The 15,381-nt window shown below is 74.0% G+C and carries 14 protein-coding genes and 1 pseudogene; 10 read left to right on the forward strand and 5 right to left on the reverse strand.

Annotated elements, in window-relative coordinates:
- Window positions 1–213 precede the first annotated feature (213 nt).
- On the forward strand, window positions 214–816 hold the full coding sequence (locus tag ABT354_RS04765) for a hypothetical protein (RefSeq protein WP_351488999.1): 603 nt from the start codon (window positions 214–216) through the stop codon (window positions 814–816).
- A gap of 51 nt (window positions 817–867) precedes the next feature.
- Here ABT354_RS04765 and ABT354_RS04770 read toward each other — a convergent pair whose 3' ends face one another.
- Complete coding sequence (locus tag ABT354_RS04770) at window positions 868–1,812, reverse strand: oxidoreductase (RefSeq protein ID WP_351489002.1); 945 nt, start codon at window positions 1,810–1,812, stop codon at window positions 868–870.
- A 439-nt stretch (window positions 1,813–2,251) separates the two neighbouring features.
- On the opposite strand from ABT354_RS04770, the gene ABT354_RS04775 reads away from it, so the two are divergent.
- Both ABT354_RS04775 and ABT354_RS04780 read left to right on the forward strand, forming a co-directional pair.
- A complete protein-coding gene (locus ABT354_RS04775; protein WP_351489005.1) occupies window positions 2,252–3,073 on the forward strand; it encodes a putative protein N(5)-glutamine methyltransferase in 822 nt (273 codons plus the stop codon).
- Window positions 3,074–3,235: 162 nt separating this feature from the next.
- Window positions 3,236–4,018, forward strand: a complete 783-nt coding sequence (locus ABT354_RS04780; protein WP_351489007.1) for a sulfite exporter TauE/SafE family protein — start codon at window positions 3,236–3,238, stop codon at window positions 4,016–4,018.
- Between the two features lie 42 nt (window positions 4,019–4,060).
- Here ABT354_RS04780 and ABT354_RS04785 read toward each other — a convergent pair whose 3' ends face one another.
- Both ABT354_RS04785 and ABT354_RS04790 read right to left on the reverse strand, forming a co-directional pair.
- A complete protein-coding gene (locus ABT354_RS04785) occupies window positions 4,061–4,720 on the reverse strand; it encodes a class F sortase (RefSeq protein WP_351489010.1) in 660 nt (219 codons plus the stop codon).
- Window positions 4,721–4,879: 159 nt separating this feature from the next.
- A complete protein-coding gene (locus ABT354_RS04790; protein WP_351489012.1) occupies window positions 4,880–5,323 on the reverse strand; it encodes a GVDTG sorting domain-containing protein in 444 nt (147 codons plus the stop codon).
- A gap of 269 nt (window positions 5,324–5,592) precedes the next feature.
- On the opposite strand from ABT354_RS04790, the gene ABT354_RS04795 reads away from it, so the two are divergent.
- The 3 genes and pseudogenes from ABT354_RS04795 (at window position 5,593) to ABT354_RS04805 (ending at window position 7,250) form a co-directional block, all read left to right on the forward strand.
- Window positions 5,593–6,204, forward strand: a complete 612-nt coding sequence (locus ABT354_RS04795; protein ID WP_351489015.1) for an NADPH-dependent FMN reductase — start codon at window positions 5,593–5,595, stop codon at window positions 6,202–6,204.
- 198 nt (window positions 6,205–6,402) lie between these two features.
- Window positions 6,403–6,714 (forward strand): annotated as a pseudogene (cutA, locus tag ABT354_RS04800) (divalent-cation tolerance protein CutA); the annotation flags it as partial.
- A 68-nt stretch (window positions 6,715–6,782) separates the two neighbouring features.
- Window positions 6,783–7,250, forward strand: coding sequence for a gamma-glutamylcyclotransferase family protein (locus tag ABT354_RS04805; protein ID WP_351489018.1), 468 nt, complete (start codon window positions 6,783–6,785; stop codon window positions 7,248–7,250).
- Between the two features lie 83 nt (window positions 7,251–7,333).
- Here ABT354_RS04805 and ABT354_RS04810 read toward each other — a convergent pair whose 3' ends face one another.
- Window positions 7,334–7,936: a TIGR03086 family metal-binding protein gene (locus tag ABT354_RS04810; RefSeq protein ID WP_351489020.1), complete on the reverse strand. Its 603-nt coding sequence runs from the start codon at window positions 7,934–7,936 to the stop codon at window positions 7,334–7,336.
- A 123-nt stretch (window positions 7,937–8,059) separates the two neighbouring features.
- Window positions 8,060–8,710, reverse strand: a complete 651-nt coding sequence (locus tag ABT354_RS04815; protein WP_351489202.1) for a SanA/YdcF family protein — start codon at window positions 8,708–8,710, stop codon at window positions 8,060–8,062.
- Between the two features lie 275 nt (window positions 8,711–8,985).
- Here ABT354_RS04815 and ABT354_RS04820 point away from each other — a divergent pair, with 275 nt between their 5' ends.
- The 4 genes from ABT354_RS04820 (at window position 8,986) to ABT354_RS04835 (ending at window position 15,303) form a co-directional block, all read left to right on the forward strand.
- On the forward strand, window positions 8,986–10,338 hold the full coding sequence (locus tag ABT354_RS04820) for a deoxyguanosinetriphosphate triphosphohydrolase (protein WP_502983318.1): 1,353 nt from the start codon (window positions 8,986–8,988) through the stop codon (window positions 10,336–10,338).
- 199 nt (window positions 10,339–10,537) lie between these two features.
- Window positions 10,538–11,812 carry an NAD(P)/FAD-dependent oxidoreductase gene (locus tag ABT354_RS04825; RefSeq protein ID WP_351489022.1) on the forward strand — a complete coding sequence of 425 codons (1,275 nt, stop codon included), beginning with the start codon at window positions 10,538–10,540 and terminating at the stop codon, window positions 11,810–11,812.
- Window positions 11,813–11,919: 107 nt separating this feature from the next.
- Complete coding sequence (dnaG, locus tag ABT354_RS04830; protein ID WP_351489025.1) at window positions 11,920–13,833, forward strand: DNA primase; 1,914 nt, start codon at window positions 11,920–11,922, stop codon at window positions 13,831–13,833.
- Between the two features lie 366 nt (window positions 13,834–14,199).
- Complete coding sequence (locus ABT354_RS04835) at window positions 14,200–15,303, forward strand: RNA polymerase sigma factor (protein ID WP_502983319.1); 1,104 nt, start codon at window positions 14,200–14,202, stop codon at window positions 15,301–15,303.
- The last annotated feature ends 78 nt before the right edge of the window (window positions 15,304–15,381 follow it).

Below are 15,381 nucleotides of genomic sequence, written 5' to 3' on the forward strand. Positions count from 1 at the left end.
GACCCGGGGTGCGGACCGGTACGGCCGGACCGCGCCCCGGGGGGTGGGCAGCCCCAGCGTGAGGCTGCCCTTCCCGCCGGACGGGCCGTGTTGTCGAGTCCCTTGCGCCCATGGGGCCGGTCTTCACGCGACATTGACGCGTGTGGAGAAATCCCGTCAGGGGTTGCCGGTGTCGCGGACAGGGAAGGGGCCGGGGGCCTACCGTTCCCGCCTATGGAGAGTGAGAGAAGCGACAGTGACAACGGCGGGGCCGGTGGGAGTGGAGCGGAGGGCCGGGCGGGGGCGCCGGGCGGCCCGCTCCGCTCACCCGTACTCGCCGAGGACCACCGGTGGGTACGCGATCTGTGGGCCGCCGCCTTCTGCGCCCTGAACCTCTTCGCCCTGCTCCATGTCGTGGACCTCTGCTCGGGCGAACTCGGCGCGGCCCGCTCCGCGCTGTGGACCGCGCTGGCGCTCACCCTCTTCGTGGTCCTCTTCCCGCCCCGGGTGACGGCGGGCCGCCACTGGTTCGCCGTCCGGGGGCTGTTCCGGGAGCGCAGGGTCAGCACCGATCTGCTGACCCAGGTCGCCCGGCGGGAGGGGGTGGCCCAGCGGATCGTGCTGCGGGACGCGTGCGGCGGCCGGGTCGAGGTGGACCCGGTCACCCTCACCGGCAACCCGCTGCTCTGGCACGAGCTGGCCCTCGGGGCCCGCAGGGCGAGGGCGAACGGGTCGCTGACGACCGGGGACGGCGTCCTCCAGGGGCTCGCGGACCGGATGGGCCGTATCGAGGCGGACACCGCCCGGGCGGTCTTCGAGGCGTCCGGGCTCCGCTGACCCCGGCCCTGCTGATCCCTGCCCTCCCGGGCGAGCGGGTCCGGCCAGGTGTCAGCCCGTGGTGGTACGGGGGCCCTCAAGCCCCTCGTACACCACCCCCGTCAGCTCCTCCGACGCCGCCCAGAGCCGCTCCCCGGAGGTGTCGTCCAGGGTCCAGCGGGCCCGCCGGGACGGGGCGGGGGAGCCGCGCCAACCCAGCAGGGCGGGACCGGTGAAGGAGTCGGGCGCCACCCCCGGGGCGGTCGCCGCGTACAGCGTCGGCAGCGCCCCCGCCGAAGGGGACTGCGCGAACAGGGCGTTGGAGGCCCGTACCACCCGCTCCGTCAGCCGCCGCCCCTCCATCCGGGCCCCGGCGCTCTGGAGATTGGTCGAGGCGTACCCCGGGTGCGCCGCCGCCGCGACCACATCGGAGCCCACCGCCGCGAGCCGCCGCGCCAGCTCATGGGTGAAGAGCAGATTCGCCGTCTTGGAACGGGCGTACGCGATCCAGCGGCGGTACCGGCGCTCGCTGTTGGGATCGTCCAGGTCCAGATCGGCGAGGCGGTGCAGGGCGCTGGAGACCGTGACCACCCGGGCCCCCGGGGTGCCGAGCAGCCTCGGCAGCAGCAGCCCGGTGAGGGCGAAGTGACCCAGATGGTTGATCCCGAACTGGCTCTCGAAACCATCGGCGGTACGCCTCAGGGGCGGCGCCATCACCCCCGCGTTGTTGATCAGCAGATCGAGCCGGTCACCCGGGAGCCCCGCCGCGAACTCCCGTACCGAGGAGAGATCGGCCAGATCCAGCGGACGGAACTCCACCTCGGCACCGGGCAGCGCCGCCCTGATCCGGTCCCGGGCCGCCCGGCCCCGCTCCGGGCTGCGGCAGGCGAGCACCACACCGGCCCCCTTGCGGGCCAGCTCCCGGGCGGTGATCAGCCCGATACCGCTGTTGGCGCCGGTGACCACCGCCGTCCGCCCCCGCTGATCCGCCATCGCCCCGCCGCGCCAGCCCGTCATCGTCCTCGCCCTCACCCGTCGGATGTGCTCTCACGGTCCCCCGGGGGCCGGGACCGGCCCCGGACCGGACCGGACGAACAGGGTAGGAGTCCCGCGCGCCGGGTGCCACCGCCCCACGGGTGAGTTCCCGCAGCGGCCCCCGACCGGTGGGGCGGGCCATCCCCGGGTAATTCGCTGGCGGTCCCGGCCCCCGTCGATAGTGTGGTCATCGGTCCGCCCGTGCGCCCGTGTGCCCAGGTGCCCATGCCGCACCGGGGCGGGGCCGCCGCTGTCCGGGCGCGCCGCCGCCGCCCGCCGTCCATCGCACCGCCCGCCGCCTCCGCCGCTGCCTCCGTCCTCCCTGACGCCCCCGCTGTCCGTACCGCCCCTCTCGTCGCCGTCGTCACCGGTACGGAGGAGGCGGCCGCAGGAGCGTCCCCCGCGCCGACCGAAGGACTCCATGACCTCTCCGTCCCCGCTCTCCCCCGCCGATGTCGTCGCCGGACTCCGCGCGGCGGGCTGTGTCTTCGCCGAGGAGGAGGCCCGGCTGCTGCTCACCGCCGCCGAAGCGCCCGGCCCCGGCCTGCTCGCCGCGCTGCTCGCCCGGCGGATCTCCGGCGAACCGCTGGAGCACGTCCTCGGCTGGGCCGAGTTCCGGGGCGCCCGGTACGCGGTCGACCCGGGTGTCTTCGTCCCCCGTCCCCGTACCGCCTTCCTGGTCGACCGGGCCGCCGCCCTCGCACCCCGGGGCTTACCCGGCACCCCGGTGGTGGTCGACCTCTGCTGTGGCTCGGGCGCGCTCGGCGCGGCGCTCACCGCCGAACTCGGCGGGGCCGAACTGCACTCGGCCGATATCGACCCGCCGGCCGTGGAGTGCGCCCGCCGCAATGTCGCACCGGCGGCCGGGACGGTGTACGAGGGCGACCTCTGCGCCCCGCTGCCCCGGCGGCTGCGCGGGCGGGTCGATCTGCTGCTGGCGAATGTGCCCTATGTGCCCACCGCCGAGATCCGGCTGCTCCCGGCCGAGGCCCGGGACCACGAGGGCCACCTCGCCCTCGACGGCGGCGCGGACGGACTCGATGTGCTGCGCCGGGTCGCTGCGGAGGCGCCCGGCTGGCTGGCCCCGGGGGGCTCGTTCCTCTGCGAGACCGGCGAGCGGCAGGCCGCCGAGGCGGTACGGATCATCCGGGCGGCGGGTCTTGAGCCGGGGGTCGCGCGGTGCGAGGAGCTGTGGGCGACGGTGGTGACCGGCACCCGCTCCGGCACCCGCCCGCGCGCCTGACCCCGTACCCGACCCCGTCCTGACCCCGTACCCGACCCCGTCCTGACCCCGTACCCGATCCCGTCCTGACCCCGTACCCGATCCCGTCCTGACCCCGTACCCGATCCCGTCCTGACCCCGTACCCGACCGTGCGTCCGTCCCGACGATCTAAGGTCGCCTTCGTGCCTGACATATCGCTGACCACGCTGTTTCTGCTCGCCCTCGCCGCCCTGGCGGCCGGCTGGATCGACGCGGTGGTGGGCGGGGGCGGACTCCTGCTGCTCCCCGCGCTGCTGATCGGTCTGCCCCAGGCCCCCGCCGCCCATGTACTCGGCACCAACAAGGGGGTGGCCATCGTGGGAACGGCGGGCGCCGCCGTCACCTATCTGCGCAGGGCCCCGGTCGACAGGCGGACGGCGGTACGGATCGGTCTCGCCGCGCTCACCGGATCGATGGCCGGGGCGTTCTTCGCCGCCGGGATCAGCAGTGAGGTCCTGCGTCCGGTGATCATGGTGGCCCTGCTGGCCGTCGCCGCCTTCGTCCTGCTGCGGCCCGGCTTCGGCACCCTGGACGAGGACCGGCGGAAGCAGGTGACCCGGGCCCGTAAGATCGCCGCGATCGTCCTGGTCGGCGGCGGGATCGGCTTCTACGACGGGCTGTTCGGGCCGGGGACCGGGACCTTCCTGGTGCTGGCGCTCACCGCCGTGCTCCACCTCGACCTGGTCACCGCATCGGCCACCGCGAAGATCGTCAATGTCTGCACCAACGCCGGGGCGCTGGCGATGTTCGCCGCCCAGGGTTCGGTCTACTGGCAGCTGGCCGGGGTGCTCGCGGTCTTCAACCTGCTGGGCGCCACGGTGGGGGCGCGGATGGCGCTGCGGAAGGGGAGCGGGTTCGTCCGGGGGGTGCTGCTCACGGTGGTCCTGGCGCTGGTGGCGAAGCTCGCCTTCGACCAGTGGGCCTGAGCCCGGGCCCGAAGGCCCGCAGCGGCGGCCGGTCAGGAGTGCTCAGCCCGCCCGGGTGCCCCCGGTTCCGGCTCCGGAGCCACCCGGGAGCACCCCGATGAGATGGGCGTAGGCGACGACATTCCCCCGGTAGCCGGTCTTCCGGCTGAACCCCCCGCCGCAGGTGATCACCCGTAGCTCGGCGCGGCCCCGGGAGCCGTACACCCGTTCCTCCGGGAACTCCTCCGCCGTGTACACCTCGATGGCGTCGACGGTGAAGACGGCGGTCCGGCCGTCCCGGCGGGACACCTCGACGCGGTTGCCCTTGCGCAGGGCGCCGAGTCCGTAGAAGACGGCGGGTCCACGGGCGTTGTCGACATGCCCGGCGACGATGGCGGTGCCCAGCGCCCCCGGGGCGGCGCCCTCGCGGTACCAGCCGGCGAGATTGCGGTCGCCGGGCGGTGGCACCTCCAGACCGCCGTGCCGGTCGAGCCCGAGCCCCATGAGGGGGGTGTCCACATCGATGTACGGGATCCTCAGCCGCCGGGGGGCCGACGGCGGCAGGGGATCGGCCGCGTCGTCGCTCCAGGCGTGCGGTCCGGCGGCGAGCGCCTGGGCGGCGGAGGGGGAGGGCGGGGTGATGTCCCGGGAGCCGCTGTGCACCAGCCACAGCCCGGTGCAGACGGCGAGGGCGAGGCACCAGCCGGTGAACCGGTCGCTCATCGCCCCTCCGTCGCCGTTGGCCTGTGGTCCCTTGCGTTCTCTCGCGCTCGTCCATGAGGCGGTCCCGGGGGCATGGAGGTCCCCCGTCCCCGGAGGCTGGATCCTCCGGGAACGGGGGACGGGGCGGGCAGGGACAACGGCCCCGGGGCCGTCCGTCCCTCAGCCGCTCAGCGCGCCGCTCGCCCGGCGCCGCAGGAGCAGGGTCCCGCCGGCGGCGGCGGTGACCAGGACGGCCACCCCCGCCGCGACCTGCCCGGTGTCGGGGCCGACACTGCCCCCGACTCCGGTCCGCACATGGCCACTGGGCTGCTCGTACTGCTGCCCCTGGCTCTGGCTGTGGCCCTGGTTGTTGTGGGCCTCGCCCTGACCCTGGCTCTCGCCCTCACCACGGCTCTCACCCTGGCCGGAGCCCTGGTTCTCGCTGTGGCGGCCGGAGCCCGAGTCGTTCTCGTTCTTGTTGCTGTAGGGGTCCGAGACGTCCTGCGCCTGTCCCGTCACCGAGGTCGTATGCGCCCCCGGGGCGGCAAGCGCTCCGGGGGCACCGAGTCCTATGGTGGCGACCGCCAATACGGCCGAGGACAACAGGTGGACGGTGGTGCGCATGGCATCCCTCCGGAGACAGCGGTACTTGTCACGACACACCAGAGGTAAGGCGCACCACAGGGCACCCGCATGCTGACCAGGTGTCAGATCATGGGTCCTTGATCGGCGTGTCGCGCTGGACTTTCTGCATCACCGCAGGTCAGGCAAGGTGACGACGCATCAGTGAACGTCCGTGCCGATCGGGTGACCCCCGTCCCCCGGTCGGCGCAGCCCGGTTCCGGGGCCGGTCGCTTGACCTCAATCTTGGTTGAGGTAGGAGTCTCGTCCCCATGGACCTCAGCACGCGGGAGACCCCGCGCACTCCGTCTGCCCCGGCGTCCCCCCTCCGGCTGGCCGTGATCCTCGCCAGCAACAGGGAGGGCCGCCTCGCCCCCACCGTCGGGAACTGGTTCCTCGAACACGCCATGGCGCACGAGGAGTTCTCCGTGGACCTGATCGACCTCGCCCAGGAGGAGCTGCCGACCGCGCTCACCAGCGACCCGCCGCCCGCCCTGGAGCGGCTCTCCCCCCGGCTCGCCGGGGCGGACGCGTTCGTCGTGGTGACGCCCGAGTACAACCACTCCTTCCCGGCCTCGGTGAAGGCCCTCGTCGACTGGCACTTCAGCGAGTGGCGGGCCAAGCCGATCGCCTTTGTCGCCTATGGCGGGATGTCCAGCGGGCTGCGGGCGGTCGAGCAGCTGCGGCAGGTCTTCGCCGAGATGCACGCCGTCACCATCCGTGACACGGTCGCCTTCCACAACGTGCACGCGCGGTTCGACGCGGAGGGGCGGCTCAAGGACCCGGCGGGCAGCGACAAGGCGGCCGGGGCGATGCTCGACCAGCTCGCGTGGTGGGGGCACGCGCTGCGGGAGGGGAAGGCGGTACGTCCGTACACCGGCTGAGCACCCGGGGGGAGCGGGGCGGTGGCGCGGGACCGGCGCCGCCGCCCGTACCGTGGGCCCCTGTCCATCCGTACGCACGGGACCGAGGGAGCCGACATGGGGGACCCGACACCACGCCCGACGCCGTCACCCGCATCCACGGAGGCGCGGGCGCAGGCACAGGCGCACGTACCGGCACCGGCACCGGCATCCGCACCGGTGGCGCTGACGGTGCTGACGACGACCGACAGCGCGGAGAGCGCCGGGGAGCTGGCCCGGGGCGCGGTCGAGGCCCGGCTGGCCGCGTGTGCGCAGATCGACGCGGTCGTCACCTCGGTCTACCGCTGGGAGGGGGAGATCAGGAGCGACCAGGAGTGGCGGATCCTCTTCAAGACCACCCCGGGCGCCTATCCGGCCCTGGAGGCCCAGCTGATCGCCGCGCACCCCTATGACACCCCGGAGATCATCGCGACCGGGGTGGTGGCGGGCAGCGCCGCCTATCTGGAGTGGATCGCCGCCGAGACGGCCCCGTCCACCGGGACCGCCGCAGCGACCCCCTCCCCGGCCGCCTCCGGTGCGCGGGAGCGGGTGAACGAGGGGTGAGGGGGATACCCGAGCTGCCGTTCTTCGTGTACGGGACGCTCCGCCCCGGCGAGGCGAACCATGCCCGCCACCTCCTCGGCCGCACCGTCGCCGAGGAGCCCGCACGCTGGCCGGGTGCGGTGCTGTACGAGGGCCCCGGCTATCCCTGGGCCCTGGAGCGCCCCGGGGCCCCCGGTGGCCCCGCCGAGGCGGGTGGGACGGGTGACACAGGAGTCGCCGGGGAACTGGTGACCGCCGCCCCGGGAAGCTACCGGCGGGTCCTCGCCGATCTCGACGCCCTGGAGGAGTTCCTCGCCCCCGGGGACCCCCGCAACCTCTATGAACGGGTCACCCGGGAGGTCCGCCGGGCCGATGGCACTCCCGTACGCGCCTGGGTCTACCTCACCGCCCCCGGCCCGGCCGCCGCCCTGCGCGGCGGCACCCCGATACCCGGCGGCGACTGGCTCGCCCGCCCGGTCCGCTGAGCACCACGGGCCCACCGCCCACTGCCCACTGCCCACCGGGCGCCGCCGAGCCCCCGGGGCGCCGGGTCGCCGCCCGCCCGGCCTCAGGCCCGCCGGCCCAGCAGCGCCAGCAGCCGTGCCTGATGGCTGTCCCCGGGCGGCGGCTCGATCGGCGGGGCGAAGAGCCCGGACTCCGACAGCCCGGCGGCGTACGGGGTGACCTCGTCCAGTGCGAACGCCACCAGCGCCTCCGGCAGCCGCTCCGGTGCGCCGATCGCCCGGGACAGATCCCAGGCGTGCACCACCGCGTCCGTGGTCATCTGCGCGCAGTAGGCCACCGCCGGGGTCTGCCCGTACGACAGCCACACCGTCCGCTCCAGCGCCCCCGGGGCCGCGAAGGCGGCCCGGGCGGCCCGGGCCGCCGTGTCCCAGGCGGCGACCGGCCGCTTCCCCAGCACATCGCCGTCGAAGGCGTCGCCCACCTCCGCGACGGTCGCCCCCTCCGTCACCAGATCGGGCACCCACAGCTGCTCGGCCGTGAGGTGGTTGACCAGCTCGCGCACCGACCACTCCGAACAGGGCGTCGGCTCGTCCCACTGGTCCGCACGGACCGCGTGGACCCGCTCCCCGAAGAGCGCCAGCGCCTCGGCGTGCCGGGCCAGCAGGGTCTCGCCGTCCTGGGTGCCGTTTGCGTCGTTGATTCCCATGGGGCCACTGTCGCGCGCCCGGGTGGGCGGCGCGAGCCGCCGCCCGGGTGGCCCCGCTCCCCGTACCCCCGCCCCGGAGACCGACCCGCGCCGCGACGGTCCGTGAACGGGCCCCGCGAGCGGTCAGGAGCCCAGCGCCTCCGCCACGCCCCGCTCCTCCCGGCCCAGATAGCGGGGGTCGGGCCGGGTCACCGCGTCCAGCGCCGCCTTGCCCGCCGCCGCCATCTCCCGCACCCCGCCGTAGATCCAGGTGGAGTCGAACGGCTCCGCGACCGGCACCCCGTACGACTCGACCCCCGCCGCCCGGCAGAGTGCCACCGCCCGCCGGATATGGAAGCCCTGGCTCACCAGGATCGCCCGGTCCACACCGAAGATCTTCTTCGCCCGGACACAGGAGTCCCAGCTGTCGAAGCCCGCGTAGTCGCTGACGATCCGCCGCTCGGGCACCCCCCGCTCGATCAGATAGGCCCGCATGGCGTCCGGCTCGTCGTACTCCGCACGGCTGTTGTCCCCGGTCACCAGGACCACCCGGGCCTTGCCCCGGTGGTACAGCTCCGCCGCCGTATCCAGCCGGTGGGCCAGATACGGCGTGGGTCTGCCGTCCCAGAGCCCCGCGCCGAAGACCACGGCCACCTCCTGGGCGGGTACCTCGGCCACCGAGTGGACATGGCGGTCGGCGACCCGGTGCACCCAGGTCGCCGGGAGGAGTCCCAGGACACAGAGGAGCATGACCGATCGCACCAGCCAACGCCGCCCGCGCTGGGTACGGGGCATCCGGGGCCGCAGACGGTGGAGCCGGGAAGCGGCGGAGGGTCCCTGGTCGGAAGAGGTGCCGGAAGGCGTGTCGGAAGCGGTCATACCTGGTCAGACGCGGTGGGCCGGTGTTCGGTTCGCCCCGGAATACCCGGGGGAGCACCCGGGGACCGCCCGGGGACACCTGGAGGCGGAGCACCCGGGTGCTCCGAAGTGGGCGGGCCGGTCCCCTCCGACGGACCGGTCCGCCCCCAGGGACCGGTCCGATTGTCGGCCGGTGCGGTTACGGTCGGACCATGGCAGGCACCACTGGCACCACCCATGACATGGGTCACCCCCACTCCACCGGCGAGCACACCCCCGGGAGCCCCGGCGACCCCAGCCACGGATACCACCCGGCCGACACCGCCCGCTGGGCCCCCGAGCCCGACAAACGCCCCGGCCGGACCGCCTTCCAGCGCGACCGCGCCCGGGTGCTCCACTCCTCCGCGCTGCGCCGCCTCGCGGGCAAGACCCAGGTCGTCACCCCCGGCACCCGCCACGACGCCTGGGACGCCAGCCCCCGTACCCGGCTCACCCACTCCCTGGAGTGCGCCCAGGTCGGCCGGGAGCTGGGCGCCGCCCTCGGCTGCGACCCGGACCTCGTCGAGGCCGCCTGTCTCTCCCACGACATGGGCCACCCCCCGTTCGGCCACAACGGCGAGGCGGTGCTCAATGAGATCGCCCGCCCCATCGGCGGCTTCGAGGGCAACGCCCAGTCGCTGCGACTGCTCACCCGGATCGAACCCAAGCGCTTCCTCCCCACCCCCGGCGGCGGGGTGGCCAGCGTCGGCCTCAACCTCACCCGCGCCGCCCTCGACGCCGCCACCAAGTACCCCTGGCCGCGCGGCGGCCGCCCTGCCGACCCCGCGTCACCCAAATTCGGGGTGTACGAGGACGACCTGCCCGTCTTCGCCTGGGTCCGCGAAGGCGCCCCTGACCAGCGCACCTGCTTCGAGGCCCAGGTCATGGACTGGTCCGACGACGTCGCCTACTCCGTCCACGACCTGGAGGACGGACTGCACGCCGGACACATCGACCCCCGGCTGCTCACCGCCGACGCCGAGCGGGCCGCCATCGCCGAGGTCGCCATCGGCCGCTATCTCCCCTCCGACACCGACCCCGGGGAGCTGTCCGAGGCCGTCGACCGGCTCCTCGCCCAGGAGTGGTGGCCGCACGGGTACGACGGCTCCGCCCTCGCCCAGGCCCGGCTCAAGGACGCCACCAGCCAGCTCATCGGACGGTTCTGCCTCGCCGCCGAGACCGCCACCCGCCGGGCGTACGGCACCGGACGGCTCACCCGGTACGCCGCCGAACTGGTCGTCCCCGAGGAGGCCCGCCAGGAGTGCGCCGTCCTCAAGGCGGTCGCCCATCTCTATGTCATGCGCCGCGCCGACCAGGAGGCGCTCCGCGCCGACCAGCGGATCGTCCTCTCCGAGCTGGCCGAAGCGCTCGCCATGGACGCACCCGACGGGCTGGAACCCCAGTTCAACGACCTCTTCATGGCGGCCGGCGACGACGCCGCCCGGTTCCGGGTGATCGTCGACCAGATCGCCTCCCTCACCGACGCCGCCGCCCTCGCCCTGCACGCCCGCCTCACCGGGCGCTGACCACCGGGGCGCCCCGCGTGCTCGGCTCCCGGGGCGCTCCCCGGCCGAACACCCGGGTGCTCCGGAGCTGGCCACCGGGGTGCTCCCACCGGGGGCGCCCATGAGACACGCCGGACCACTCCCTCTTCCGCCATCCCGCCCGGTGCGGGACGCTCGCACAGAAGCGATCAGCGCAGCAGCCAGAACGAGGAGGCATCACGTGGTCGACGGACATCGGACCTTCGTCATCGTCGGCGGAGGACTCGCCGGGGCCAAGGCCGCCGAGACCCTGCGCACCGAGGGCTTCACCGGACGGGTGATCCTCATCGGTGACGAACGCGACCACCCCTACGAGCGTCCACCCCTGTCCAAGGGGTATCTCCAGGGCAAGGAGGAACGCGACAGCGTCTTCGTCCACGAGGCCGCCTGGTACGCCCAGGCCGATGTGGAACTCCACCTCGGACAGACCGTCGTCGCCATCGACCGGGCGGGCCGCACCGTCCACCTCGGCGACGGCACCGTCCTCCACTACGACAAGCTGCTGCTGGCCACCGGGGCCGAGCCGCGCCGGCTCGACATCCCCGGCACCAGCCTCGCCGGGGTCCACCATCTGCGCCGGCTCGCCCACGCCGAACGGCTGCGCCAGGTCCTCGCCGCCCTCGGCCGGGACAACGGGCGGCTGGTCATCGCCGGAGCCGGCTGGATCGGCCTGGAGGTCGCGGCGGCGGCCCGCACCTATGGCGCCGAGGTGACGATCGTCGAGCCGGAGCCCACCCCGCTCCACCAGGTGATCGGCCCCGAACTCGGCCAGATCTTCGCCGACCTCCACACGGAGCACGGCGTCCGCTTCCACTTCGGCGCCCGGCTCACCGAGATCACCGGCCAGGACGGCATGGTCCTCGGGGTGCGCACCGACGACGGCGAGGAACACCTCGCCCACGATGTCCTCGCCGCCATCGGCGCCGCGCCCCGCACCGCCCTCGCCGAGGCGGCGGGGCTCGCCCTCGCCGACCGGGCCCATGGCGGCGGCATCGCCGTCGACGCCTCCCTGCGCACCTCCGACCCCGACATCTACGCGGCCGGGGACGTGGCCGCCGCCCACCATCCGCTGCTCGGCGCCCGGCTGCGGGTCGAGCACTGGGCCAACGCCCTCAATGGCGGCCCGGCCGCCGCCCGCGCCATGCTCGGCCGGGAGGTGACCTACGACCGGGTGCCCTACTTCTTCTCCGACCAGTACGACCTGGGCCTGGAGTACTCGGGGTGGGCGCCGGCCGGTTCGTACGACCAGGTGGTGCTGCGCGGGGACGTCGGAAAGCGCGAGTTCATCGCCTTCTGGCTGGCGGAGGGGCGAGTGCTCGCCGGGATGAATGTGAATGTGTGGGATGTCACCGCCCCGATCCAGGCCCTGATCCGTTCCGGCGCCGCCGTGGACCCGGAGGCCCTCGCCGACCCCTCCGTACCGCTGACCTCGCTGGCCCCCGGCGACACCGGCTGATCCGGTGCGTCCCGCCCGCCCCGGCCCGATCGGGTCTCCCGCCCGCGCGGGCCCGGCCGGGCGGCCGGGCGGCCGGTGATGTCCGTGGCCCGCCGTAGACTTCACCCGTGGCCGGCAGGATCAACGATGACGACATCAAGGCGGTACGGGACGCGGTCCCGATCGACGCCGTTGTGTCCGAGTACCTCCAGCTGCGGAACGCGGGCGGCGGCAATCTGAAGGGCCTCTGCCCCTTCCACGACGAGAAGTCCCCCTCCTTCCAGGTCAGCCCGAGCAAGGGTTTCTTCCACTGCTTCGGCTGCCAGGAGGGCGGGGACACCATCGCCTTCGTGATGAAGATCGACCACCTCACCTTCTCCGAGGCGGTCGAGCGGCTCGCGGCGGGCGCCGGCATCACCCTGCGGTACGAGGAGGGCGGCTACAACCCCAGCCATCAGCGCGGTGAGCGCATCCGGCTGGTGGAGGCCCACAAGATCGCCGCCCAGTACTACATCGAGCAGCTGGAGACCGCGCCCGACGCCGCCACCGGCCGCGCCTTCCTCGCCGACCGGGGCTTCGACCAGGCCGCCGCCCAGCACTTCGGTGTCGGCTACAGCCCCCAGGGCTGGGACCACCTCACCCGCTATCTGCGCGGCAAGGGCTTCAGCGACAAGGAGCTGACCCTCTCCGGGCTCTCCCAGGAGGGCCGCCGGGGCCCCATCGACCGCTTCCGGGGACGGCTGATGTGGCCGATCCGCGATATCTCCGGCGATGTCGTCGGCTTCGGCGCCCGCAAGCTCCACGAGAGCGACAACGGCCCCAAGTACCTCAACACCCCCGAGACCGCCATCTACAAGAAGTCCCAGGTGCTGTACGGGATCGATCTCGCCAAGAAGGAGATCGCCCGCACCAGCAGCGCCGTCGTGGTCGAGGGCTACACCGATGTGATGGCCTGCCATCTCGCCGGGGTCACCACCGCCATCGCCACCTGTGGCACCGCCTTCGGCGGCGACCACATCAAGATCCTCCGGCGGCTGCTGATGGACCATGCGTCCGCCGAGGTGATCTTCACCTTCGACGGTGACGCCGCCGGGCAGAAGGCCGCGCTGCGCGCCTTCGAGGACGACCAGAAGTTCGCCGCCGAGACCTCCATCGCGATCACCCCCGGCGGGATGGACCCCTGCGACCTGCGGCTGGCCGAGGGCGATGCCGCCGTACAGGGGCTGGTGGAGTCGCGGACCCCGCTCTTCGAGTTCGCGATGCGGCACATCGTCCGACGGCACAACCTGGAGAATCCGGCGGGCCGGGCCGCCGCCCTGGACGAGGCGGCCCCTCTGGTCGCCAAGATCAAGAACATGGCCGTCCAGCACCAGTCCGCCGTCCAGCTCGCCGGGATGGTCGGCATTCTGGACGAGCAGTTCGTGGTCAAGCGGGTCGGCCAGCAGGCCCGCTGGGCCCGGGACCGGGGCGGCCGGGGCCCCGCGCCCGGCCCCGGCGAGCGGCAGCGCGGGCCGCGCGGAGCGGCCGCCCCCACCGCCCCGGCGGTCTCCGGCCCCGCGCTCCATCTGCGCAGCCCCGCCCACCGCACCGAGCGCGAGCTGCTGAAGCTCGCCCTCCAGCGCCCCGAGCTGGTCTCTCCGGCCTTCGACGCCTATGGCGTGGACGAGTTCACCGCCCCGCCCTACGCGGCGGTGCGGCAGACCGTCGCCGAGGCGGGCGGCGCCGAGCAGGGGCTGACCGACGGCCCCGGCTATCTCGCCCGGGTCCGGGACACCGCCCCCGACGACACCGTCCGGGCGCTCGTCACCGAGCTGGCGGTGGAGGCGATCCACTGCCGCACCGTCGACGAGGTGTACGCCGGGACCCAGCTCGTCCAGGTCCGGCTGCGCGCCGTCGACCGGCGGATCGCCGAGGTCCAGGGCTCACTGGCCCGGCTGGGCCAGCACGCCGACCCCGAGCGCCTCTCCGCCGTGCAGAACGAGCTGTGGGTGCTCCAGCAGTACGCCCAGTCCCTCCGCGCCCACGGCGCCGCGGCCCTCTGATCCCGGGGGCTCCGGGCGTACCGCCGCAGCAGGCTCCGGGCATACGTCCCGGGCGGCTCCCGGCGTACCGCCCCGGGTGGCTCCGGGCATACCGCCCCTCCCGCCCCCCGCACCCCGGAATGGGCCAGGGGGTAACCACCGGGTCACAGCCAGGACTCAAAAAGTCGCCGCACGCCCCTCGTGGCGGCTGTGTGTCGTACCCCACACTGGGGAAGGTGCCTGGGCCTCGGAGCGCGGTCGGTCCACCCCGGTGGGCCATCCCACCCGTGGATCCTTTCATCGGGTACGGGACGACGGCGGCCCGGTCGCCCCGTCCCGCTGCCGCACGCCCCCCAACCGGCAGCGATCACCCTGGAGGTCGCCCCCGTGCAGACCCGGAGCCTGACCGAGACCCTGGCTGAACGTTCGGCCCCGCCCGAGCCGATCGCGACCGTACCGGCGCAGGGGCCACCCGCCCACCACCCCGAGGGCCCCTCCGGCGCCCTCCCGGAGCGGGAGGAGAGGGCCCCGAGGTCCGGGCCCTCCCGGACCGCGCGGGGCGGCAGCGGCAGCGGCAGCCCGTCCTCCGATCTCTTCCGCCAGTATCTGCGCGAGATCGGCAGGATCCCGCTGCTCACCGCGGCCGAGGAGGTCGAACTCGCCCGCCGGGTCGAGGCCGGGCTCTTCGCGGAGGAGAAGCTCGCCTCCACCCCCGACCTCAACAGCTCCCGGCTCGCCGTCGACCTCGACCGGCTCGTCGTCATGGGCCGGATGGCCAAGCGCCGGCTCATCGAGGCCAATCTGCGGCTCGTGGTCTCCGTCGCCAAGCGCTATGTCGGCCGCGGACTGACCATGCTCGACCTGGTCCAGGAGGGCAACCTCGGGCTGATCCGCGCGGTCGAGAAGTTCGACTACACCCGCGGCTACAAGTTCTCCACCTATGCCACCTGGTGGATCCGGCAGGCCATGTCCCGGGCCCTGGCGGACCAGGCGCGCACCATCCGGGTCCCGGTCCATGTGGTGGAGCTGATCAACCGGGTGGTCCGGGTGCAGCGCCGCATGCTCCAGGAGCAGGGCAGCGAACCCACCCCCGAGGAGGTCGCCGCCCAGCTCGACCTCGCCCCCGAGCGGGTCAGCGAGGTCCTGCGGCTCGCCCAGGAGCCGGTCTCGCTCCATGCCCCGGTGGGGGAGGAGGACGATGTCGCCCTCGGCGATCTGATCGAGGACGGGGACGCCGCCTCGCCGGTGGAGTCCGCCGCCTTCCTGCTGCTGCGGGAGCATCTGGAGGCCGTGCTCTCCACCCTGGGCGAACGGGAGCGCAAGGTGGTGCAGTTGCGGTACGGGCTGGTAGACGGCAGGCCGCGCACCCTGGAGGAGATAGGACGGATCTTCGGCGTCACCCGCGAACGGATCCGCCAGATCGAGTCCAAGACCCTCAACAAGCTGCGCGACCACGCCTTCGCCGACCAGCTCCGCGGCTATCTCGACTGAGCCGACTGAGCCGACTGAGCCGCACTGGGCCGGCCGAGCCGCACCGGGCCGACCAGCCGGACCGACCAGGACTGCGAC

It is taken from the genome of Streptomyces sp. NPDC000594 (assembly GCF_040299965.1).
Lineage (GTDB): Bacteria > Actinomycetota > Actinomycetes > Streptomycetales > Streptomycetaceae > Streptomyces.

What these genes read in the sequence shown, in the direction of transcription:
- ABT354_RS04810 (WP_351489020.1), bottom strand. Translation starts at nt 7,936, where the DNA reads ATGGGAATCAACGACGCAAACGGCACCCAGGACGGCGAGACCCTGCTG.
- ABT354_RS04790 (WP_351489012.1), bottom strand. Translation starts at nt 5,323, where the DNA reads ATGCGCACCACCGTCCACCTGTTGTCCTCGGCCGTATTGGCGGTCGCC.
- ABT354_RS04770 (WP_351489002.1), bottom strand. Translation starts at nt 1,812, where the DNA reads ATGACGGGCTGGCGCGGCGGGGCGATGGCGGATCAGCGGGGGCGGACG.
- ABT354_RS04815 (WP_351489202.1), bottom strand. Translation starts at nt 8,710, where the DNA reads ATGCCCCGTACCCAGCGCGGGCGGCGTTGGCTGGTGCGATCGGTCATG.
- ABT354_RS04795 (WP_351489015.1), top strand. Translation starts at nt 5,593, where the DNA reads ATGGACCTCAGCACGCGGGAGACCCCGCGCACTCCGTCTGCCCCGGCG.
- ABT354_RS04775 (WP_351489005.1), top strand. Translation starts at nt 2,252, where the DNA reads ATGACCTCTCCGTCCCCGCTCTCCCCCGCCGATGTCGTCGCCGGACTC.
- ABT354_RS04820 (WP_502983318.1), top strand. Translation starts at nt 8,986, where the DNA reads ATGGCAGGCACCACTGGCACCACCCATGACATGGGTCACCCCCACTCC.
- ABT354_RS04765 (WP_351488999.1), top strand. Translation starts at nt 214, where the DNA reads ATGGAGAGTGAGAGAAGCGACAGTGACAACGGCGGGGCCGGTGGGAGT.
- ABT354_RS04785 (WP_351489010.1), bottom strand. Translation starts at nt 4,720, where the DNA reads ATGAGCGACCGGTTCACCGGCTGGTGCCTCGCCCTCGCCGTCTGCACC.